At 72.3% G+C, this 21,701-nt stretch carries 19 protein-coding genes, 1 pseudogene and 1 riboswitch; of the genes and pseudogenes, 13 read left to right on the forward strand and 7 right to left on the reverse strand.

Going from position 1 to position 21,701, the window contains the following annotated elements; all coding sequences use genetic code 11:
* Nucleotides 1-25 precede the first annotated feature (25 nt).
* Complete coding sequence (helR, locus tag ACO0M4_RS28065; protein WP_430373693.1) at nucleotides 26-2,194, reverse strand: RNA polymerase recycling motor ATPase HelR; 2,169 nt, start codon at nucleotides 2,192-2,194, stop codon at nucleotides 26-28.
* A gap of 4 nt (nucleotides 2,195-2,198) precedes the next feature.
* Complete coding sequence (locus ACO0M4_RS28070; RefSeq protein WP_430373694.1) at nucleotides 2,199-2,333, reverse strand: hypothetical protein; 135 nt, start codon at nucleotides 2,331-2,333, stop codon at nucleotides 2,199-2,201.
* Nucleotides 2,334-2,701: 368 nt separating this feature from the next.
* Here ACO0M4_RS28070 and ACO0M4_RS28075 point away from each other — a divergent pair.
* Nucleotides 2,702-3,230: pseudogene (locus ACO0M4_RS28075) on the forward strand (acyl-CoA thioesterase).
* A 10-nt stretch (nucleotides 3,231-3,240) separates the two neighbouring features.
* Here ACO0M4_RS28075 and ACO0M4_RS28080 read toward each other — a convergent pair.
* Nucleotides 3,241-4,500 (reverse strand): MFS transporter, encoded by a 1,260-nt coding sequence (locus tag ACO0M4_RS28080; RefSeq protein WP_430373695.1) that lies wholly within the window; start codon nucleotides 4,498-4,500, stop codon nucleotides 3,241-3,243.
* A gap of 70 nt (nucleotides 4,501-4,570) precedes the next feature.
* Here ACO0M4_RS28080 and ACO0M4_RS28085 point away from each other — a divergent pair, with 70 nt between their 5' ends.
* Nucleotides 4,571-5,845: an ROK family transcriptional regulator gene (locus tag ACO0M4_RS28085; protein WP_430373697.1), complete on the forward strand. Its 1,275-nt coding sequence runs from the start codon at nucleotides 4,571-4,573 to the stop codon at nucleotides 5,843-5,845.
* A gap of 68 nt (nucleotides 5,846-5,913) precedes the next feature.
* On the opposite strand, the gene ACO0M4_RS28090 is transcribed toward ACO0M4_RS28085, so the two are convergent.
* Nucleotides 5,914-6,690 carry an SDR family oxidoreductase gene (locus ACO0M4_RS28090; protein ID WP_430373698.1) on the reverse strand — a complete coding sequence of 259 codons (777 nt, stop codon included), beginning with the start codon at nucleotides 6,688-6,690 and terminating at the stop codon, nucleotides 5,914-5,916.
* Between the two features lie 165 nt (nucleotides 6,691-6,855).
* Nucleotides 6,856-6,986: riboswitch (FMN riboswitch) on the forward strand.
* 187 nt (nucleotides 6,987-7,173) lie between these two features.
* Between ACO0M4_RS28090 and ribD the strand changes: the two genes are divergently transcribed.
* The 10 genes from ribD to ACO0M4_RS28140 all read left to right on the forward strand — a co-directional run bounded on the left by ribD (nucleotide 7,174) and on the right by ACO0M4_RS28140 (nucleotide 15,875).
* Nucleotides 7,174-8,316: a bifunctional diaminohydroxyphosphoribosylaminopyrimidine deaminase/5-amino-6-(5-phosphoribosylamino)uracil reductase RibD gene (gene ribD, locus ACO0M4_RS28095; protein WP_430373959.1), complete on the forward strand. Its 1,143-nt coding sequence runs from the start codon at nucleotides 7,174-7,176 to the stop codon at nucleotides 8,314-8,316.
* A 1-nt stretch (nucleotide 8,317) separates the two neighbouring features.
* The gene (locus tag ACO0M4_RS28100) at nucleotides 8,318-8,953 is read left to right on the forward strand and encodes a riboflavin synthase (RefSeq protein ID WP_430373699.1); all 636 of its coding nucleotides are present in this window, start codon (nucleotides 8,318-8,320) and stop codon (nucleotides 8,951-8,953) included.
* The gene (locus ACO0M4_RS28105) at nucleotides 8,950-9,609 is read left to right on the forward strand and encodes a nicotinamide mononucleotide transporter family protein (protein WP_430373700.1); all 660 of its coding nucleotides are present in this window, start codon (nucleotides 8,950-8,952) and stop codon (nucleotides 9,607-9,609) included. The genes ACO0M4_RS28100 and ACO0M4_RS28105 overlap by 4 nt, the downstream gene beginning before the upstream one ends.
* Nucleotides 9,606-10,892 (forward strand): bifunctional 3,4-dihydroxy-2-butanone-4-phosphate synthase/GTP cyclohydrolase II, encoded by a 1,287-nt coding sequence (locus ACO0M4_RS28110; protein ID WP_430373701.1) that lies wholly within the window; start codon nucleotides 9,606-9,608, stop codon nucleotides 10,890-10,892. The genes ACO0M4_RS28105 and ACO0M4_RS28110 overlap by 4 nt, the downstream gene beginning before the upstream one ends.
* 55 nt (nucleotides 10,893-10,947) lie before the next feature.
* Nucleotides 10,948-11,433: a 6,7-dimethyl-8-ribityllumazine synthase gene (ribH, locus tag ACO0M4_RS28115; protein ID WP_390015216.1), complete on the forward strand. Its 486-nt coding sequence runs from the start codon at nucleotides 10,948-10,950 to the stop codon at nucleotides 11,431-11,433.
* Between the two features lie 80 nt (nucleotides 11,434-11,513).
* Complete coding sequence (locus ACO0M4_RS28120) at nucleotides 11,514-11,786, forward strand: phosphoribosyl-ATP diphosphatase (RefSeq protein ID WP_100602326.1); 273 nt, start codon at nucleotides 11,514-11,516, stop codon at nucleotides 11,784-11,786.
* 54 nt (nucleotides 11,787-11,840) lie between these two features.
* Complete coding sequence (gene hisG, locus ACO0M4_RS28125) at nucleotides 11,841-12,689, forward strand: ATP phosphoribosyltransferase (RefSeq protein WP_430373703.1); 849 nt, start codon at nucleotides 11,841-11,843, stop codon at nucleotides 12,687-12,689.
* A gap of 53 nt (nucleotides 12,690-12,742) precedes the next feature.
* Nucleotides 12,743-13,213 (forward strand): PH domain-containing protein, encoded by a 471-nt coding sequence (locus tag ACO0M4_RS28130; protein WP_430373704.1) that lies wholly within the window; start codon nucleotides 12,743-12,745, stop codon nucleotides 13,211-13,213.
* 173 nt (nucleotides 13,214-13,386) lie between these two features.
* The gene (locus tag ACO0M4_RS28135; RefSeq protein ID WP_430373705.1) at nucleotides 13,387-14,748 is read left to right on the forward strand and encodes a hemolysin family protein; all 1,362 of its coding nucleotides are present in this window, start codon (nucleotides 13,387-13,389) and stop codon (nucleotides 14,746-14,748) included.
* Complete coding sequence (locus ACO0M4_RS28140) at nucleotides 14,745-15,875, forward strand: hemolysin family protein (RefSeq protein ID WP_430373707.1); 1,131 nt, start codon at nucleotides 14,745-14,747, stop codon at nucleotides 15,873-15,875. Before ACO0M4_RS28135 ends, ACO0M4_RS28140 begins: the two co-directional genes overlap by 4 nt.
* A gap of 122 nt (nucleotides 15,876-15,997) precedes the next feature.
* Here the strand turns inward: ACO0M4_RS28140 and ACO0M4_RS28145 are convergent, their stop codons facing one another.
* The gene (locus tag ACO0M4_RS28145) at nucleotides 15,998-17,899 is read right to left on the reverse strand and encodes an AAA family ATPase (protein WP_430373708.1); all 1,902 of its coding nucleotides are present in this window, start codon (nucleotides 17,897-17,899) and stop codon (nucleotides 15,998-16,000) included.
* A 498-nt stretch (nucleotides 17,900-18,397) separates the two neighbouring features.
* Complete coding sequence (locus tag ACO0M4_RS28150; RefSeq protein ID WP_430373709.1) at nucleotides 18,398-18,994, reverse strand: uridine kinase family protein; 597 nt, start codon at nucleotides 18,992-18,994, stop codon at nucleotides 18,398-18,400.
* Between the two features lie 148 nt (nucleotides 18,995-19,142).
* Between ACO0M4_RS28150 and ACO0M4_RS28155 the strand changes: the two genes are divergently transcribed.
* On the forward strand, nucleotides 19,143-20,522 hold the full coding sequence (locus tag ACO0M4_RS28155; RefSeq protein ID WP_430373710.1) for a peptidase C39 family protein: 1,380 nt from the start codon (nucleotides 19,143-19,145) through the stop codon (nucleotides 20,520-20,522).
* Here ACO0M4_RS28155 and ACO0M4_RS28160 read toward each other — a convergent pair.
* On the reverse strand, nucleotides 20,470-21,603 hold the full coding sequence (locus tag ACO0M4_RS28160) for a tyrosine-type recombinase/integrase (RefSeq protein WP_430373712.1): 1,134 nt from the start codon (nucleotides 21,601-21,603) through the stop codon (nucleotides 20,470-20,472). The genes ACO0M4_RS28155 and ACO0M4_RS28160 overlap by 53 nt on opposite strands.
* Nucleotides 21,604-21,701 lie beyond the last annotated feature (98 nt).

Below are 21,701 nucleotides of genomic sequence, written 5' to 3' on the forward strand. Positions count from 1 at the left end.
CGCGGTCGACACCCTGCGGCCGACGTCAGGAGCCGGTGAGGATGACCAGCTGCTGGGTCGCCCGGGTCATCGCGACGTAGCGGTCGACCGCTCCTTCGACGCCCTCGCCGAACGCCTCCGGGTCGATCAGGACGACCAGGTCGAACTCAAGCCCCTTCGACAGCCCCGGGGTCAGCGACCGGACGCGGGACGTCGCCCGGAACGTGCCCGCTCCGCTGTCACCGGTGCCGATGACGCAGGCGACCCCGTCGGCATGCGCACCGAGCCAGGCGTCGAGGACCGAGTCCAGATCCGCAACGGATCCGTGGACGACGGGGACGCCGCTGCTGCGGACGGAGGTCGGCACATTGGCGTCCGGGAGTTCGGCCCGGATGACCGGCTCGGCTTCCGCCATGACCTCCTCCGGCGTCCGGTAGTTGACGCTCAGGGAGGCCACGTCGATCCGGTCCAGCCCGATCCGCTCCAGCCGCTCCTGCCACGACTCCGTGAACCCGTACCTGGCCTGGGCGCGGTCCCCGACGATGGTGAAGCTCCGGGACGGGCAGCGGAGCAACAGCATCTGCCACTCGGCGTCGGTCAGTTCCTGGGCCTCGTCCACGACGATGTGCGCGAACGGGCCGGCCAGCGGTGCGGGGTCGGTGCCGGGCAGCGCGGTCTCGTCGACCAGGCTGTCCTGTAGATCCTTTCCGCGCAGCATCGTCACCGCACCTTCGCCGTCGTCATCGGCCGCGAGCACGGTGTCGATGACGTCGGCCATGCGCGCCCGCTCGGCGGCGACGGCGGCTCGCTGCCGACGCTTCAGCCGTGCCGCCGCGGGGTCGCCGAGCCGCTGCCGGGCCGCGTCCAGGAGCGGCAGGTCGGACACCGTCCACGCCTGGGGAGCCTCCTTGCGCTGAAGCTTTTGCACCTCGTCGCGGCTGAGCCAGGGAGCGCACATCCGCAGGTAGGCGGATACCGACCAGAGGTCTCCGACGAGGTCGGCGGCTTCGAGCAGCGGCCAGGCGCGGTTGAGGGTGGTGACCAGCTCTTCGTCGTGCTGTAGCGACCTCCGGAACAGGTCGGGCGCGACGTCACCGTCGAGTTTGTCCAGCAGGATCGCGGCCAGCTCGTCCCAGATCTGCTCGCGCGCCTCGTTGTGCGGAGTGCCCGGGTCCGGCGCCTCGAACGCCTCGGCCCAGTCGTCGGCGCTCAGCCAGACGTCGGACCAGGAGGTGGCGACCGTCATCCCCTCGGTGGGCGGCTCTTCGTAGAACCTGACGGCCTTCTCGATCGCCTTCACCATGTTCACTGACGACTTCAGGAGGGCCACGTCCGGGTCGGTCTCGTCCGCTGCGCCAGGACCCTCGGACACGAGGTCCCGCAGGGTGCAGGTCTGCACGCCCTCCTCGCCGAGGCTGGGGAGGACGTCCTCGACGTAGGCCAGGTAGGGCTGGTGCGGACCGACGAACAGCACGCCGCCCCGACGGTGACCGAGCCGGGGGTCGGAGTAGAGGAGGTGGGCGGTGCGGTGCAGCGCGACGACGGTCTTGCCCGTCCCCGGGCCGCCGTCGACGACGAGAGCGCCGCGCGATCCCGCCCGGACGATGGCGTCCTGGTCGGCCTGGATGGTGGCGAGTACGTCGCGCATCCGGGTCGACCGGGTGCTGCCCAGGCTGGCGATGAAGGCGGACTGGTCGTCGAGCGCGGCGTGCCCTTCAAGCCCGTCGGCGGTGAACACTTCGTCCCAGTAGTCGCTGATCCGGCCGCGGGTCCAGCGGTATCTGCGGCGGCTTGCCAGACCCATCGGGTTGGCGTGGGTCGCCGCGAAGAACGGCTCGGCCGCGGGGGAGCGCCAGTCGATCAGCAGCCGACGCCCCGTGCTGTCGGTGAGGCCGAGCCGTCCGATGTACACGGGCTCGGAGCCGTCCGCGCTGACGGTGTGTCCGAGGCACAAGTCCCAACCGAAGCGACGCAGGGCGCGCAGCCGACCGGTCAGCCGGTGGATCTCGGCGTCCCGCTCCATCGCCGCCCGGCCCAGGCCACCGGGTGCCCTGCGTTCGGCATCGAGGCGGTCGGACAGTTCGGCGATCGTCTGCTCCAGGCTCTCCGCGATGGCCGCGAAGTGCGCTTCGTCGCCGGCGATCAGCAGCGGGTCGGCCTTGGGCGAGAGTTGGTCGGGAAGGTCGAACGCGCTGGTGGTCAGGTGGGGGTTCATGTCATCAGCTCCGATCCGAGGTCGCGCCCGCGAAGTCCGACCACGCGCACACCGGCACGTCGGCACCGAGGGCCCGCACCCGCAGCGCGCGTTCCACCACCGGCTCGACGGCGCCGCACACCGCCTGAACTGACAACACCGCACACACCTTGTGAATCTCCTCTTTCCGCAGGTCCGGGGCTTCGGCCAGCGATTCTGCGGTACGACCGGGGCCTTGCCGCAAGCCCCCTGGTGCGCTATACGTTGAAAGTGGCGAGGAGCGGCTGTTGCCCCCTCGCCCTTCTGGTCCGCTGCGGACGGACCCGTTCTCACCCTCTTCACACCTCGGTCGCCCCGGCGTCGCCGCCGGGGCGAGTCGTGGGTGCCGTTCCGGCGGCTGGTGTCACCGGCTTACCGAGTGAAACGCCTTTTAAGCGGCCGCTTAGGATGGCTCGGGCTTGTCGCGCCGGCCCCGACCGGTGCCGCGAGCACCGGACCACCCCCTCGAATTCCCCAGGAGCACCACCCGTGAGCGTCGAACCCCTCCAGGTCGCCGACCCCGTCGCCTACGGGCAACTGGTCCCCGTCACCGTCCACTTCGACGACCTCGACGCGCTCGGCATGCTCCACAACTCCCGCTACCCGCTGCTGGCCGAGCGGGCCTGGGCCGAGTACTGGCACGGGTTCGGCTTCGGTTTCGACGGTGACTGGGCCGCCGCGGGCGACATGTGCAACGTCGTCAAGGAGATGAAGGTCTCCTACGAGCGCCCGGTCACCCGCGCCGGCGTCCCCCACGCCTGAACGGCGTGGGGGGACCCCCATCGCCGTGCACCTGTGGGTCGAACGCCTCGGCCGCACCGGCCTCACCTACGGCTTCCGGCTCTGCTCCGCCGACGGCACCGAGACCCACGCCCGCGGCCACCGCGTCCTGGTCCGCGTCGACCCGCAGACGCTGCGGCCCACCCCGTGGTCGGACCGGGGCCGGACGATCGCCGCGGACCTGCTGCGGCCGGAGCCGGCGGCCGAGGTGTCGGCCGCCGGGGTCGAAGCGGCCTGAGCCGCCGAGGTCAGGAGCGTTCCAGGCCGCTGCTGCTACTGCTGTCGGCGGCGGCCGGCGCGCCCGTCGAGGCCGTCCGGGACGGCACCCGCAGTACCCGCGCCCCCGCCACCAGGCCGAACGTCAGCACCGTGACCAGGGCGAACGAGCCGGTCAACGAGGTCGCCTGGGCGATGCCGCCGATCGCCGAGGGGGCGATCAGCCCCGAGGTGTAGGTGATCGTGGCCACCCCCGCGATGGCCTGGCTGGGCGCCGGGCCGCTGCGGCCGGCCGCGGCGAACGCCAGCGGGACCACCATCGCGATCCCCAGACCGACCAGACCGAAGCCGGCCATCGCCAGCGCCGGGTGGCCCGCGGTGACGACCAGCAGCCCGCCGACGGTGGCCAGCAGCCCGCCCGCCCGGACCGTGCGCACCGGGCCGAAGCGGGCCACCACCTTGTCCCCGGCCAGCCGGGCGGCCGCCATCGTGCAGGCGAACGCGGTGGTGGAGGCGGCCGCCAGCCCCGCGTCCGTGCCCAGCCGGTCACGGAGGTAGACCGCCGACCAGTCCAGCGAGGAGCCCTCGGCGAACACCGCGCAGAACCCTATGGCGCCGATGAGCAGCGCCGACCGGGGCGGGAGCGCGAAGCGCGGCGGCGGATGTTCCTCGGGGGCGCTGCGCAGATCCAGTACGCCCCGGCAGACGAGCGCCCCGAGCAGGGTTATCACCAGGGCGGCACCGGCGAGATGGAGTCGGGCATCGGTGCCGGTGTGCGCGGCGACGGTGCCGGCCGCCGATCCGAGGAGCGCGCCCACGCTCCACATGCCGTGCAGCCCGGACATGATCGGCCGGCCCAGGCGGTCCTCGGTCTCCACGCCCAGCGCGTTCATCGTCACGTCCGCCATGCCCGAGACGCTGCCGTAGATCAGCAGCGTGCCGCAGAGCACGAACACGTTGGGGGAGAGGGCGGGCAGGGCCAGCGACAGCGTCCACAGTGCGAGCAGGGCGCGCAGCGCGGCGCGGGCACCGAAGCGGTGGCTGATCCGGCCGGCCAGTGGCATCGCCAGCGACGCGCCGATCGCCGGGAAGGCGAGGGCCAGGCCGAGCTGGCTCGGCGGGATCTGGGTGTGGTCCTGGATCCAGGGGATGCGGGTGGCGAAGTTGCCGCTGACCGAGCCGTGGACGAGGAACACCGCGGCGATCGCCCAGCGGGCGCGGCGCAGTCGGTGGTCGGGAAGTCGGGGGAGCGGGGCACGGGGAGTGGCGTCGGGAACGCCGTTGCCAGCCATGGCCGGCAAATTATCAGGGACCCTGCCTGATAATAAGGGTGACGGTTCGTGAGGATGGAAGGATCCAGCCATGCATGCACCGCTCGCGGCAGCCGCCGGCCGTACCGCCTCGCCGGCCACCGCCCGGCTGATCAACGACCGGCTGGCCCTCGAACTCCTGCAGTCCGAGGGCTCCTTGACGGCGGGTCAGCTCAAGCAGCTGACCGGATTGTCCCGCCCCACCGTCGCGGACCTGGTCGACCGCCTCCAGGAGGCCGGACTGATCGCCGTGGTCGGCGAGAGCGGCGCCCAGCGGCGCGGACCCAACGCCCGGCTCTATGGGATCGTCGCCGACCGCGCCCATCTGCTCGGCCTCGACCTGCGCACCCACACCCTCACCGTCGCGGTCGCCGACCTCCTCGGGCAGGTACGGGCCGAACGCACCGTCCCCATCGGCCTGCCCGGCGCGCCCGGCACCGCGGGCGGGCCCGCCGCCGACCCGCCCGACACCACCGCGGCGGCCCTCACCAGCGCACTCGCCGCCGTCGACGGGACGCTCACGGAGGCCGGGGTCGCCGGCCCGCACACCCTCGCCATCGGCGCGCCCGGCCTGGTCGACCCGGCCACCGGGCGGCTCGGAGGCTCCGCCCCCACCTGGCACGACGCGCTGATCGGTGCGCTGCGCGACCGCAGGACCGGCACTCTCCTGCTGGAGAACGAGGTCAACCTCGCCGCCCTCGCCGAACAGCGGGACGGTGCCGCCCGCGACCGCGACACCTTCGTCCTGCTCTGGCTCGGTCACGGCACGGGCGCCGCCGTGGTCCTGGACGGGGCGGTGCGGCGCGGCGCCTCCGGCGGCGCCGGCGAGATCGGCTTCCTGCCGGTCCCCGGCACCGGCGGCCTGCCCTCCGCCAACGGCTGCGACGGCGGCTTCCACTCCCTCGCCGGCTCCGCCGCGATCAGCCGGCTCGCCGCGGAACACGGTCGCGCGCCGACCGCCGCCGCCGACGACACCGCCGACGGAACCGAACGCACCGAGGCGCCGCCCGCCGAGGCACTGGTCCGGGACGCGGTGGCCGCGGGCGCCGGCGGTGCCGCCTTCCTCGACGCCCTGGCCGCCCGGATCGCGCTCGGCGTGTCGGGGGTGTGCGCAGTGCTCGACCCCGGGTGTGTCGTGCTCGGCGGCGAGATCGGCCGGGCCGGCGGCGACCCGCTGGCCGAGCGCGTCGCCGGCCACCTCGCCCGGCTCTCCCCGCTGCGCACGGACGTCCGGGCCGGGACGGTCGGTGGCCGGGCGGTGCTGCGCGGCGCGGTGCTCGCCGCCCGGGACGCCGCGCAGAACGACCTGTTCGGCGCCACGGGCTGAGCCGACCCGTGGCCGACCTCGGCCTCGGCCGGGCCCGACGTGTCACCGCCCCGTACCGGCCACCGGGCTCACCCGCCCGCCCGTGCCGCCAGGAACTCCGCGTAGGTGCGCCGGCCCACCGCGTCCTCCTGGGCGAGGTTCTCCCCGCGCCGCAGCGCCGCCCCGGTCGCGCCGGGCAGCCACACCGGCAGCGGCAGTCGCCGCCGCCGGCCCGCCGTCAGCGTCATCCGGACCACCTCGTCCGCCGTCAGCACCTCGGGCCCACCCATGTCGGCGACCCGCCCGGCCGGCCGTCCGAGCGCCAACTCGGCCAGCCGGTCGGCCACTTCACCGGAGTCCACCGGCTGGAAGCGGATCCCGGCCGGTACCGGGATCACGGGCGAACGGGCGCCCGTCTTGACCAATTCGAGCAGCAGGTCGTGGAACTGCGTCGCCCGTAGCACCGTCCAGCCGATCCCGGCCCCCGCCACCAGGCGCTCCACGGCGAGCTTGGTGCGGTAGTAGCGCAGCGGGATCCGGTCCACACCGACGATCGAGATGTAGACCAGGTGCCGGACCCCGGCCCGGCGCGCCGCCTCGATCAGCCGCCCGGCCGCCTCCGTGTCGCCGCCGGCGGGCGTGGAGGCGCAGTGCACGACCGTGTCCACGCCCGCCACCGCCTCCGCCAGCCCGGTGCCGTCCCGCAGGTCGACCGCGTACGACCGGGGGCGGGGCCGCCCGGTGCCGGTGTGCGGGTGCCGGCTCAGCGACCGGACGCCGTGGCCGCCGTCCAGTAGCCGGCCGACCACCGCGTGCCCGAGGGTGCCTGTGCCGCCGGTGACGAGGATTTCCGTCTTTTCCGTCATCGCGGATCCGTCCTTGAAGTGAGGAGAGGGGTACCGCCCTATGACGGAGCACCAGGCACGGCCGTGACATGCGGCGCGCCCGCATCCTGTGAGGCAGCCCACAGGGCTTCGCTCGCATGGGCGACGAGCGGCCGTGGCAGACTGAGGCTGTACTGACATAAGCAGCAGCGCACTCCGGGGTCGGTGTAATTCCGAACCGGCGGTAATAGTCCGCGACCCGTCCGCAGCCAGCGGCCGGTTGAGCAGGTGAAATTCCTGCACCGACGGTGAAAGTCCGGATGGGAGGCAGTGCGCGGCGGGCGAGCTTGACGTACACCGCCGTCGGCGGCGCGTCCGGACGTTTTTTCCGGTCGGGTCGTGTGGTGCCGACCTGGTGTGCGGTGGCTTCAGCGTCCGCTCCTGTCGTCCAGACAGCCCCGGAGTCCGTGCCCGAAGAGGCAGGAGGACCCGGTGGCCACCCCAGCCCCCGTAGAGACCGCGGCGATGCGCCGAGCCATCGAGCTCGCCGCCCGCGGCCTCGGTCACACCAGCCCGAACCCGGTCGTCGGCTGTGTCGTCCTGGACTCCGCGGGCCGTACCGCGGGCGAGGGCTGGCACCGGCGGGCCGGCGGGCCGCACGCCGAGGTCCACGCCCTGCACGCCGCCGGCGAACGCGCCCGGGGCGGCACCGCGGTGGTCACCCTGGAACCCTGCAACCACACCGGTCGCACCGGTCCCTGCGCCCAGGCGCTGATCGACGCCGGGATCGCCCGGGTCGTCTACGCCGTCGCCGACCCCACCCCCTCCGCCACCGGCGGCGCGCTCACCCTGGCCGCGGTCGGGATCGACGTCGAGGGCGGACTGCTCGCCGATGAGGCGGCGGCCGGCAACGAAGCCTGGCTGACCTCGGTGCTGCGCGGCCGCCCGTTCGTGCTCTGGAAGTACGCCGCCACCCTGGACGGCCGGATCGCCGCCGCCGACGGCACCAGCCGCTGGATCTCCTCGCCCGAGTCCCGCGCCGACGTGCACCGGTTGCGCGCCGCAGCGGACGCCGTGATCGTCGGCTCCGGCACCGCCCGGGCCGACGACCCGCAGCTCGGCGCGCGGATCGCCGGGCTCGCCGGCGACGAGGTCAGCCAGCCGCTGCGGGTGGTCGTCGACTCCGGCGCCAGTGCCGTCAAGGCCGGTGCCCGGGTCCTGGACGGCACCGCGCCGACCCTGATCGCGGTCGCCGAGGACGCGGACGCCGCCCACCTCGAAGGGCTCGCCCCGCTCGTCCGGCTGCCCCGCGCCCCCCAAGGGCGCGGCCTGTCCATCCCCGCCCTGCTCCAGGCCCTGTACGCCCGCGACGTGCGGTCCGTCCTGCTCGAAGGCGGGCCCACGCTCGCCGGGGCCTTCCTCGCCGCCGGGGCCGTCGACAAGGTCGTCGGCTACCTCGCGCCGGTGCTGCTCGGCGCCGGCCCGGCCGCCGTCGGTGACGCCGGAATCTCCACCATCACCCAGGCGTTGCGGCTCGATGTGACCGACACCGCCCGGCTCGGCTCCGATCTGCGGATCACCGCCACCCCTGCCCACCCGTCGCCCACCACCACCCCTGCAACGAGGCACTCCGCGCCCGCCTCTGCCTCTCGTCCCGAGGAGAACTGAAGTGTTCACCGGAATCGTCGAAGAACTGGGTGAGGTCGCTGCCATCGAGGACCTCGGTGACGCCGCCCGTTTCCGGCTCCGCGGCCCCGTCGTCACCGAAGGCGCCAAGCACGGCGACTCGATCGCGGTCAACGGCGTCTGTCTGACCGTCGTGGAAACCGAGGCCGGCGAGTTCACCGCCGATGTGATGGCCGAGACCCTGCACCGCTCCAGCCTCGGCGCGCTGACCACCGGCTCCCGGGTCAACCTGGAGCGCCCGATGGCCCTCGGCGGGCGGCTCGGCGGACACCTCGTCCAGGGCCACGTCGACGGCACCGGCACGATCGTCGAGCGCACCCCCGGCGAACACTGGGAGTTGGTGAAGGTCGCGCTGCCCGCCCAACTCGCCCGCTACGTCGTCGAGAAGGGCTCCATCACGGTCGACGGCGTCAGCCTCACCGTCGTCGAGGCCGCCGACGACTACTTCACCATCAGCCTCATCCCCACCACCCTCGCCCTGACCACCCTCGGCATCAAGCAGCCCGGCGACCCGGTCAACCTGGAGGTGGACGTGCTCGCCAAGTACGTCGAGCGACTGCTCGGCCGGGGCGACAAGGACACCGACGACCTCACGGAGATCAAGGAGATGGACCGGTGAGCGTCCTGGACTGGCTCAACGGGCCGGCGTTCACGGCCTTCGGACAGCGCGTCATCTGGTCCGACATGATCGGCAACACCGTCGGCCTGGCCGCCCTGGCGCTCGGCTGGCGGCGCTCGATATGGAGCTGGCCCACCCAGTTCCTGTCCGGTGTCATCCTCGTCGCCGCCTACGCCTCCGCCCACCTCAGCGGTGGGGTCGGCAAACAACTGCTGGTCATCGGGGTGGCGCTGTGGGGCTGGCGGCAGTGGCAGCGCGGCCGCCAGCAGGCCCAGGACGGCTCGATCGCCGTCCGGTTCGCCAGCTGGCGCGAGCGTGGGCTGCTGATCGGCGGCACCGCGCTGGGCACCCTGGCCGTCGGCGGCCTGTTCACCCTGGTCCCGCAGCTGTCCTGGAACCCCTGGCCGGACGCCTACATCTTCGTCGGCACGCTCGCCGCGATGGTCGCCCAGGCTCGCGGGCTGGTCGAGTTCTGGTTCGCCTGGCTGCTGGTCGACGTGGTCGGCGTACCACTCGCCTTCAGCAGCGGCCTGGCCTTCTCCGGCCTCGTCTACGTCGTCTACCTCGCCCTGGTCGCCTGGGGCATGCGCGACTGGTGGCTCCGCTCGCGGACCGCCACCGCTGAGCGCCCCGCACTGGAAGGAGCCGCGGCATGACCGCACTACAGAGCTGGTACGGCGAGACCGAGACCGGCGACCTCACGCTGGACCCGGTCGAACGGGCCATCGCCGACATCGCCGCCGGCCGGCCGGTCGTCGTGGTGGACGACGAGAGCCGGGAGAACGAGGGCGACCTGATCATCGCGGCCGAGAAGGCCACCCCGGAGATCGTCGCGTTCATGATGAGCGAGTGCCGCGGCCTGATCTGCGCTCCTATGGAGGGCACCGACCTGGACCGGCTGGACCTCCCGCAGATGGTCGAGCGGAACACCGAGTCGATGGGCACCGCCTTCACCGTCTCGGTCGACGCCACCGCCGCGCACGGCGTCTCCACCGGCATCTCCGCCGCCGACCGCGCCGCCACCCTCCGGCTGCTGGCCGCCGGCGGCTCGGCCCCCGGCGACTTCGTCCGACCGGGCCACGTCTTCCCGCTGCGCGCCAAGCCCGGCGGCGTCCTGGTCCGCAACGGCCACACCGAGGCCGGGGTGGACCTCGCCCGGCTGGCCGGACTGCGCCCGGCCGCCGCCATCGTCGAGATCGCCGGCGAGGACGGCACCATGCTGCGGCTGCCCGAGCTGGTCCCGTTCGCCCGCAAGCACGGCCTGGCGATCATCTCCATCGAGGACCTGATCGCCTACCGCCGGTCCGCCGAACCCACCGTCCGCCGCGAGGCCACCACCCGGCTGCCCACCGCACACGGCGAGTTCACCGCGTACGGCTACCGCTCCACGGTCGACGGCGTCGAGCACATCGCACTCGTCGCCGGGGAGCTCGGCAACGGCGAGGACGTCCTGGTCCGGATCCACTCCGAGTGCCTGACCGGCGACGTCTTCCACTCGCTGCGCTGCGACTGCGGCCCCCAGCTGGAGGAGTCGCTGCGCCGGATCGCCGAGGCCGGCCGCGGGGTGGTGGTCTACCTCCGCGGCCACGAAGGACGCGGCATCGGACTGCTGTCCAAGCTCCGCGCCTACGAACTCCAGGAGCGCGGCCGGGACACCCTCGACGCCAACCTCGAACTGGGGCTGCCGGCCGACTCCCGGGACTACGGCGCCGGCGCCCAGATGCTCCGGGACCTCGGCGTCCGCTCGCTGCGCCTGATGACCAACAACCCCGAGAAGACCGCCGCCCTGGTGCGCCACGGCCTCACCGTCACCGGTCGCGAGCCGATGCCCGTCCAGGCCGGCGAGCACAACCTGCGGTACCTGCGCACCAAGCGCGACCGAATGGGGCACGACCTGCCCTGGCTGGACGGCGCGCCCACCACCTGCGGCAACCAGTAACCCCCGACCACCCCGTCAACCAGTCACCGGCACCATTCCCCGTACGAGGAGAAGCATGAGCGGCAAGGGCGCACCCGAACTGACCGTGAAGAACTGTGGCGACCTGCGGGTGGCCGTGATCGCCGCACAGTGGCACCAGCAGGTCATGGACGGCCTGGTGGAGGGCGCGCTGCGGGCCCTGGGCGAGCTGGGCATCGACGAACCGACGCTGCTGCGGGTGCCCGGCACCTTCGAGCTGCCGGTGGTCGCCAAGGTCCTGGCCGACCGCGGCTACGACGCGGTGGTCGCGCTCGGCGTGGTCATCCGGGGCGGCACCCCGCACTTCGACTACGTCTGCCAGGGCGTCACCCAGGGCCTGACCAAGGTCGCGGTGGACACCGGCGTACCGGTCGGCTTCGGCGTGTTGACCTGCGACACCGAGGCGCAGGCGCTGGACCGCGCCGGGCTGCCCGGATCCGCCGAGGACAAGGGCCACGAGGCGGTCACCGCCGCGGTCGCCACCGCCACCACGCTCCGCACCGTCGCGGAGCCCTGGCGCTGAGCCGACCCGTCGCCCACCACCGTCCTTCCTACGAGGCGCTGCACGTCGCTGTGGCATCACCGCGTAGGGTAGGCGGCATCATGTCCAAGAAGACGTTCGAGGAGCTCTTCACCGAGCTCCAGCAGAAGGCCGCCACCGGCGACCCCGCCACCTCCCGCACCGCCGAGCTGGTGCAGGCCGGTGTCCATACGATCGGCAAGAAGATCGTCGAAGAGGCCGCGGAGGTGTGGATGGCCGCGGAGCACGAGTCCCACGACGCCGCCGCCGAGGAGATCTCCCAGCTCCTCTACCACCTCCAGGTGATGATGGTCGCCAAGGGGATCTCCCTCGACGACGTCTACGCGCACCTCTGATCCAGCCCCCTCCGCACTTCCCCAACTCCCTGAGCTGCAAAGGAAATCGCTCTCATGCTGCGCATCGCTGTCCCCAACAAGGGTTCACTGTCCGAGCCTGCGTCGGCGATGCTCCATGAGGCCGGCTACCGCCAGCGCAAGGACCGCCGCGAACTGGTCCTGGTCGACGCCGACAACGAGGTCGAGTTCTTCTTCCTGCGCCCCCGCGACATCGCGGTCTACGTCGGCTCCGGGAAGCTCGACATCGGCATCACCGGCCGCGACCTGCTGCTGGACTCCGGCTCGCCGGCCGAGGAGATCCTCCAGCTCGGCTTCGCCGGCTCCACGTTCCGCTACGCCACCCGTCCCGGCACCGCCCAGGACGTCAGCGAGTTCGGTGGGATGACCATCGCCACCTCCTTCTCCGGCCTGGTCACCAAGCACCTCGCCGAGAACGGGGTGAACGCCTCCGTCGTCCACCTCGACGGTGCGGTGGAGACCGCCATCCAGCTCGGCGTCGCCGAGATCATCGCCGACGTCGTGGAGACCGGCACCACCCTGCGCAACGCCGGCCTGGAGATCATCGGCGAGCCGATCCTGAAGTCCGAGGCCGTGGTCATCCGCGGCACCGGAGCCCCGGACGACGACCCGAAGGTCCGCCAGTTCCTCCGCCGTATGCAGGGCGTCCTGGTGGCCCGCCGGTACGTGATGATGGACTACGACATCCGCGTCGACCAGGTCGAGAAGGCCGTGGCGCTCACCCCCGGCCTGGAATCCCCGACCGTCTCCCCGCTGCACCACGAAGGCTGGGTCGCGGTCCGCTCCATGGTTCCGGCCAAGGACGCCCAGCGCATCATGGACGAGCTCTACGACCTCGGCGCCCGCGCGATCCTCACCACCGGCATCCACGCCTGCCGGCTCTGACGGACACGGACCACAATCAGCACTCCCACACCCCCCCCGACGGAAGACGACACGTGTCCGCGCCCGCGTCCCCTGCTCCCTCCCTGCCCGGCCTCCCGGTGACTTTCCGGCCGACCCGCACCCGGGCCGTCCTGTACACCGTGGGCATCGCCCAGCTCGTAGCCCTCACCGCGATCGCGGTGCTGCTGCCGGAGCTGAGCGGCGGCGAGCGGATCAGCTTCGTCGGCACGGGAGTGCTGGTGGGCGCCGTCCTCCTGCTGCTCGGCCGCCCCAAGGTGGTCGCGCGGCAGGAGGGCGTCACGGTCGTCAACCTCACCACCCGGCGCGACCTGGCCTGGGCCCAGGTCCTCCGCGTCAACCTCCGTGCCGGCGACCCCTGGGTCCATCTGGACCTCGCCGACGGCACCAGCTTGCCCGCCATGGGCATCCAGCCCGGCATCGCCCGGGACCAGGCCATCCGCGATGCCCGCGCACTGCGCGACCTCGTCGAGACCCACGGTGCCGTCGACCACACGGCCCGATGAGCCTGCCCTAACGCGGGCCCCGCTGTTTACTCTGTTCTCCGGGGTGCGCCCGCGCCCCGCCCCTTGAATGGGACCCAACGACCCGAGGAGTGACTCCCTCCGGCAATGGACGGATCGTCCTGTAGTACCTGCGCCGCCCCTCCCGAACCCCCGCATACGACGGAGGCGGCGGCATGACCGGCCCCCTGCTGCTCCTCCTTGCGGCACTCGTACTGATCTTGGCCAACGGCTTCTTCGTGGCCGCCGAGTTCGGCCTCATCACCGTCGAGAAGGCGGACGCCGAACGGGCCGCCGCCGACGGCGACCACCGGGCCGGCACCGTGGTCGCCGCGCTGCGTGAACTCTCCTTCCAGCTCTCCGGCACCCAACTCGGCATCACCATCACCTCCTTGGTGGTCGGCATGCTCGCCGAGCCGGCGCTGGCCGAGCTGCTGTCCGGCCCGCTGCTCGCCCTGGGCCTGCCGCGGGGCGCCGTCCCGGGCATCGCGGTGGTCATCGGCATGCTGGTGGCCGCCGCCGTCCAGATGGTCATCGGCGAGCTGGTGCCCAAGAACTGGGCGGTCTCCAAGCCGCTCCAGGTCGCCCGCTTCGTCGCCGGCCCGCAGGACGCCTTCTCCCGCTTCTTCCGGCCGGTGATCACCCTGCTGAACACCGTCGCCAACCGGCTGGTCCGCGCCCTGGGCGTGGAACCGGCCGATGAACTGGCCTCCGCCCGCACCCCGGGCGAGCTGGTCTCGCTGGCCCGGCACTCCGCCCGGGCCGGGGCGATCGAGCAGGACACCGCGGACCTCTTCGTCCGCACCCTCTCGCTCGCCGACCTCACCGCGGAGAACGTCATGACGCCCCGCGTGCGGGTCAGCGCCCTCCAGGCGAACGCCACCGCCGAGGACGTCGTGAACCTCACCCGGGCCACCGGGCTCTCCCGCTTCCCCGTCTACCGCACCCGGCTCGACGAGGTCGTCGGCATGGTGCACCTCAAGGACGCGCTGGCGGTCCCCGCGGAGGAGCGGTTGCGCATTCCGGCGGCCCGGATCGCGGTGTCGCCGCTGCTGGTGCCCGAGACGCTGCCGGTGCAGCCGCTGCTGGAGCGGCTGCGCAGCGAGCAGCCGATCGCCGTGGTCGTCGACGAGTACGGCGGCACCGCCGGCGTGGTGACCCTGGAGGACATCATCGAGGAACTCGTCGGCGAGGTCCGCGACGAGCACGACCGGGTGGACCTGCCCGAACTGGGCCAGGCCCCGCCCGAGGACGGCCGCCCCGCGTGGGACGCCGACGGCGGTTGCCGGGTCGACACCCTGCGCCGGATCGGCCTGGACGCCCCCGAGGGCCCGTACGAGACGGTCGCGGGGCTGGTCGCCCACATACTCGGCCGGATCCCGGCACCCGGCGACACCGCGGAACTCGACGGCTGGCGGCTGCGGGTACGGCTGGTCACGCACCACCGTGCCGAGCGGATACGACTGGTCCGGCTGGCCCCCGTCGTCCCCGAGGCCGCCCGCGAGCGGGTCGCGGCCGGTGCGGAGGTGGCCCGATGACCATGGCTCAGCTCCTCTTCGCGGTCCTGCTCGTGCTCGCCAACGGCTTCTTCGTCGGCGCCGAGTTCGCCCTGGTCTCGGTCCGCCGCAGCCAGATCGAACCGCTCGCCACGATGGGCTCCAAACGGGCCCGCCGGGTCCTGCACGGCCTGGAGAACCTGCCGCAGATGATGGCCGCCGCCCAGTTCGGCATCACCATCTGCTCCCTGACCCTCGGCGCGGTCGCCGAACCGACCGTCGCCCACCTGCTGGAGCCGGTCTTCGCGGCCGTCCGGCTGCCCGCGGCCCTGGTGCACCCGCTGGGCTACGCCCTCGCCCTCGCCCTGGTGGTCTTCCTCCACCTGGTCATCGGCGAGATGGTCCCCAAGAACCTGGCGATGGCCGCACCCGAGAAGACCGCCCTGTGGTTCAGCCCCGGACTGGTCGCCTTCGCCCGACTGTGCCGCCCGGTCACCGCGCTGCTCGGCGCGCTGGCCCGTGGTGTGCTGCGGCTCTTCGGGGTCGAGCCCAAGGACGAGGTCGAGGCGGTCTTCACCAGTGAGCAGCTCACCCACCTCGTCGAGGACTCCGGCCAGGCGGGCCTGCTCGACCCGGCCGAGCAGGAGCAGCTCTCCGACGCCCTGGAGCTCGGCAGCCGCCCGGTCACCGATGTGCTCCTCGACCCCGCCGGGCTGATCACCGTCGAGCCGACGGTGACGCCCCGTCAGGTGGAGGCGATGACCGTGCGGACCGGCTACTCCCGCTTCCCGGTCTGCGCACCGGGCGGCGCCTACATGGGCTATCTGCACGTCAAGGACGTCCTGGACCTGGAGGACCGGGACCGGGCGGTGCCGCAGCGGATCTGGCACCCGATGGCCACGCTGCGCGCCGAACTGCCCCTGGACGACGCCCTGACGGCGATGCGCCGGGCCGCCTCCCACCTGGCCGCGGTCTCCGACGCCACCGGCCGGGTGCTCGGCCTGGTCGCGTTGGAGGACGTCTTGGAAATGCTGGTCGGCGAGGTCCGCGATCCGGCGCACCGGACGGAGCCGAAGGCCGGTTCGGCGCCCTGGAAGGGGACCGAACGGGTCGGCGGGCAGCACGAGGGGGCGCCGCTGGCGACCGAGGACCCCGCGCTGGCCGGCTGACCGCCGGACGATCACGCCGCCTGGGGGCGCGCCGGACCACCGGCGCGCCCCCACGCGTCTTCGGCCCTGGGGCCTGCCGGGTGGATCACGGCCGGGGCCGATCCTGATCCGCCGGGCAGGCCCTAGAAGTCGAACCCCTTCGGCGGTGTCTGCGGATCCGGTCCGCGCCCCGAGAGCACCTCGCCGTAGGCCTGCATCAGGTCCGGCAGGCGGAGGGTGGCGAGGTCGTCCCGGGTCGGGATGCCCTGCCAGGTGGACAGCCGCAGGTCGCGGTAGGCGCAGCTCTTCTCGTACAGGGTGCGTAGGAAGCGGCCGTTGCCCAGCTCGTCGATCCAGCCCTGCTCGACGACGTGGCCGTTGATGCTGCACAGTTCGTCGCGGGCCTCCTCGTCCCAGCGGTCGCCGTTCTCCGCGGCCAGCACCTCGCCGATCTTGGTGAGTTCCAGCGGCCGGTAGCTGGGGAAGTCGACCCGGCTGGTGAACCGCGAGGACAGGCCGGGGTTGGTGGCCAGCAGCCGGTCCATGCCCTCGGGGTAGCCGGCCAGGATGACCACCAGCCGGTCGCGGTTGTCCTCGGCGCGCTTGAGCAGCACCTGGAGTGCCTCGTCGCCGTATGCGTCGCCCTTGCTGTAGCCGGAGTTGGACAGGCTGTACGCCTCGTCGACGAAGAGCACCCCGCCCAGCGCCGAGTCGATCAGTTCGTTCGCCTTGACCGCGGTCTGGCCCAGGAACTCGCCGACCAGATCCGCCCGTTGGGCCTCCACGAGATGGTCGCCGCCCAGCAGCCCCAGCGCGTAGAAGACCCGGCCGAGTATCCGGGCCACCGTGGTCTTGCCGGTCCCCGAGGGGCCGGAGAAGACGAAGTGCCGCTTGGGGGGCGCCACCGGCAGGCCCTGGCTCGCGCGCAGCCTGGCCATCCGCAGCTGCGCGGAGAGTGCCCGTACGTGCCGTTTGACCGGCTCCATGCCGACCATCCGCTCCAGTTCCGCCAGTGCCTTCTCCAGCAGCACCGGGTCGGCCGGCCCGGTGGGCAGGAGTTCGCCGCCGCGCCGGCCCGGTGCGGTGGTCTTGATGCGGGCCGCGCCGCCGTCCCCGGTGGGCGGGCCCGGCGGTTCGGTGGGAGGGCCGGCCGGCTCGTCGGCCAGTAGCAGTTCCCGGCCGTCCATCGGGTCCAGCGGCGCCAGCGGGTCGAGGTCGCCGCCGGCCTCCTGGACCGGGCCCTGGGCGGAGACCGTCGCGAGGCCGGCGCCCTCGTCCAGGCCGTCCGCCTCGGCGATGGCGGCCAGCCGGGCCGCGGTGTCCATGAAAGTCGGGTCGACCCGGTGCACCGCGCGGTACAGAGGGAGCGCGGCGGCGCTGCGGCCGGTGCCCTCGTAGGCGCGGGCGAGCCAGTAGCGCAACTCCTTGCGCTGCGGTTGCTCGCTGCGGCAGCGCATCAGCGCCGCGGCCAGCAGCGGCTCGGCCTGCCCGTACATCTCCAGCCGCACCCGGGCCATCCCGCCGAACAGCCCCGCCTCGATGCCCAGCACCGGATCGCCGAGCAGCGGTTCGGTGTGCCGGACGAGCTGGTCCCAGTCCTTGACGAGATAGGAGCGGCAGGCGTGTAGGAAGCGCACCTGGGGATCGGTCTCCACCGGTGGGCAGCCGGCCAACGCCTGGTCCAGTTCGGCGACGTGGCGGCCGTCGAGCCAATGGGAGGCGTGCGCGAGCAGTAGGTCGCGGCTGGTCTCCAGGACGGGTTGGACCCACCAACCGAGCCAGTACCAGGAGTTGAGGGCGCGTCGGTGCCGGGCGCGCTGTTCACCGAAGCGGTCCCGGTGCTGGTGCATCCGCAGCAGCGCCATGGCCGTGTCGGCGCGCAGCGCGTGCAGCCCGAGCCAGGCGTCGGCCATCGACGGGTCGAGGCGTACCGCGGACCGGAACTCCTCCTCGGCCTGGGGGTAGGCCCCCATGGTGTAGGCGTCGACCGCGCGCAGCCAGGCGAGTTCGGCCGGGGCGGGCGAACCCTGAGCGCCGACATCCATCCCGTCCCCCCACAAAACGTCCCCCCGTGGTGTACCACCGGACGTGTGCCGGGCCGTGGGTCCCAGGGCCTGGCCGGCCCTGGCCGAACCGGCGTGCGGCGGGCGGGAGTTGCCCTGCCACGCACCCGGGTCCGGATCCTGCGGTGGCACAGACTCGCATCGTACCTGCGCTGTCGGTGCAGGCCGTAGAGGGCGGCACGAGGTGGAAGCGGGGGCGGGCGAGGGGGCGCATCGGCGCGAAGAAGGTGGTGACCCTGGGTGAGGGAAGTGGTGTGCGGCGAGTGCCGCGGAAGGTGCTTTCGCACAGAACGAAGCCCCCGATCACGGGGGAACAACCGGGGGCTTCGCGTCTGCGGGCGGTCCGTTGAACCGCACATTGAGAACGTAAGTCCTGTACGCCCCCTAGGTCAAGCCGAGTTGGCGCACTCGGCGGGACCCGTTCGGCAACCGTCGGCGTGTCAGCCATGGTCGGCTACGCAGGGTGAAATCCGGGCCCGGTCACGGCATGTCGGCCGGTCCCACGTGCACCTCGTACCCCATCTGCCCCTGGTGCACCAGGAGATCGGCGTGCGGACGGGACGGATCCGCCGCGAAGTGCGCGCGCTCCGCCGGAATCCAGCCATCCCAGAACGTGGAGAGCCCGGGCCCGTCCCGGAGTTGGCCCCGTTCCCATGAACGCTCGCTCGCCAGTTCCATCCACAGCAGGCACGCGGTGTACGGCCGCAGCGCGCGCCGCCCGGTGCCCACGCCCTCGACCAGCACCACCGGCGCCGGCGCCAACTCCCGTACCTCGGTGAACTTCCGACGCACCCAGTCGTACACCTCGTAGCGCGCCGTCTCGCCCCGGGTCAGCGGCGCCAGCACCTGCTCCTGGAACCGGCCGCTCCAGGCGAACAGCTCCTCATGGGTCGCGAGGTCATCGGTGTGCACCACCGGGGCGTCGCCGAGCGCCTCGGCCAGCCGCCCGGCGAACGTGCTCTTGCCGGAGCCGGCGTGCCCGTCCACCGCGATCAGCCGCACCGGGCCGCAAGAGGGCGCCAGGGTGCGCAGCCGGGCGGCCAGCGAGGTCAGTACGGGGTCCGGGGCGGGGGTCATCCCACCAGCGTACGCCAGTGGTCCACACCAATATTCGTGGCGCGACGCGCGTCGGACCGCCTTCCTAAGCCCGCCCGTAGCGGAGATAGTTGAGCCCACCCGCACCAGTTCGCACCGCCACCCATCCGCACCGACTGGGGGACCCCATATGACCAGCTCCGCGCCCCGGCGCACCGTCCTGGCCGCCGCGCTCGCCGCCGCAGCCGGTGCCGCCACCCCCTTGGCCGCGGCCGCCGGCGAGCCCGGCCGGCGCCCCGCCCCGCCGGTTCCCGCCACCCCCCGATCGAAGAGCCCCGTGGAATACCACGCCTGGACCACCGCCGCCGACTGGCGTCAGGGCACCGGCCACGGCACCCGGGTGCTGTCCGGTCCCCGCCCCGGCATCGCCCTCGCCCGCCCCGCCGGCACCACCGACTACCACGACCCGCACACCGGCAAGGCGGCCACCTGGGAGTACGCCACCTGGACCAGTCCGGCGCACCGCCTCCCGGTCCCGGCCACCGAGGCCGTCGCCTCCTGGAACGCGCACACCCCCGCCGGCACCTGGATCGCCGTCGAACTGCGCGGCACGTACTCCGACGGCGGCCACACCCCCTGGTACGTCATGGGCCGCTGGACCGCCGGCGACGGCGAGACCGACATCCGGCGGACCTCCGTCGACGACCAGAAGGACGGCCGGAGCGCCGTCTCCACCGACACCTTCGCCGTCGACGACCCGTCGAGCGGCCTCCGGCTGGCCGCCTACGAACTCCGCCTCACCCTCTACCGCCGGCCCGGCAGCACCCTCACCCCCACCGTCTGGCGCCTCGGCGCGATGGCCTCCGACCTCCCCGACCGCTTCGAGGTCCCGGCCTCCACCCCCAGCCTCGTAGGCCACGAACTGCACGTCCCGCGCTACTCGCAGGAGATCCACAAGGGCCAGTACCCCGAGTACGACAACGGGGGAGAGGCGTGGTGCAGCCCCACCTCCTCCCAGATGATCATCGAGCACTGGGGCCGCCGCCCCACCCAGCAGCAACTCTCCTGGGTCGACCCCTCCTACGCCGACCCCCAGGTCTGCCACGCCGCCCGCTACACCTTCGACTACCAGTACAACGGCTGCGGCAACTGGCCCTTCAACGCCGCCTACGCCGCCACCTACCGGGACCTGCAAGGCATCGTCACCCGTCTCGCCTCCCTCACCGACGTCGAACACCTCGTCCACGCCGGCATCCCCGTCATCACCTCCCAGTCCTTCCTCAAGTCCGAACTCGACGGCGCTGGCTACGGCACCGCCGGCCACCTGATGACCGTCATCGGCTTCACCCGGACCGGCGACGTCATCGCCAACGACCCGGCCTCCCCCGACGACCCCGCCGTCCGCCGCGTCTACAAGCGGCGCCAGTTCGAGAACATCTGGCTCAGGACGAAGCGCCACGACGACAAAGGGCAGGTCAAGAGTGGTTCCGGGGGTGTCTGCTACCTCTACTTCCCGGCTAAGCCAGCACCAACTCAGCACCGGGTACTCGCGGAGCTGGGAATCCGCTGAGCATGTGCTTCCCGAAGGTGGCCTCGATGACCTGACGGCAGCGCTCGCTGCCGTCGAGGGTGAGGTGGCCATACCGGTCCACCGTGATCTTGATCGAGCTGTGGCCCATCCACCGGGACACCTCGTGGATGGGTACGCCGTTGCTCAGGGCTACGGTGGCCCATTTGTGCCGCAGGTCGTGCGGGTTGTAGTTGGGAAGGCCGAGGCGTTTCAGTGCCCGGTCCCAGGACTTACGGACAAGGTCGGGGTAGCTCATACCTCCGGCCTGATTCTGAATGGGCAGCCTCTCGGCAATCGGCTCCAGGGCGGCGGGCGCCGGTATATCGCGCCATTCTCCCTCTCTCCGATGCTTCAACGGGGCGTAGAGGGCAACGTACTTACCTGAGGAATCCTTGATACGCACAACCTGCCGCCGGCAACGCAACGTGCCGCCGACGATGTCCTCTGGAAAGACTCCCAGCGACTCTCCGATACGCAATCCGCAGCACGCCATGAACCACACAGCAGGCTCCAGGCGTGGGCCAATCTCTTTGGCCAGGGCTGAAATCTCATCGAAGCTGGGAAGTGTCCTCTCATCCACTTGCATGATGGGGTTGGCAGGCTTCTCAGCCTGCTTGACCGGATTCTCGCGGATCCTCTTGTGGCGAACCGCGTGAGAGAACATGCCCGACAGAGCAATGCGGCGGGAATCTATGGTGTTGGGCATCGCGCCCCGCCGGCGCCAGAGCGCGTACAGCTCCTCCACGTCGGCCGCAGTGACCCGGGAGATGGTCTTCTCCCCCAGTTGTGGGAGGACGTGAAGACGCATGATGCGCTCGTAGGACTCCTCCGTGCCGGCCGCCATGGGCTTCAGAGCGAGCCAGTCGGCTGCATAGCGCCGCATCGACACCTTACCGGCAGAAGGATCGACGTAGCTGTTCTCCCGCTTATCGTTCTCCATCTTGGTGGCGAAATCCACCGCGTCCTTCTTGCGGTTGAACGACTTCTCACGCTGCCGGGCGCTACGCCCGCCGGGCTCCCGGTACCTTACGAGCCACCGCTTGCCGGGCGCACCAACACCTTTGTCTACTACCGTCGCCAACTCCGTGCCAATCCGTCCGAGCGGCACCGACGGGTCTTCCCACCAGAGTGTGTTGTTGTAGCTCGGAATTCCGGCCGCGCCAAATGCAGGCTTGGGCT

This window comes from Streptomyces sp. RGM 3693, from assembly GCF_050471125.1.
Taxonomy (GTDB): Bacteria; Actinomycetota; Actinomycetes; order Streptomycetales; family Streptomycetaceae; genus Streptomyces.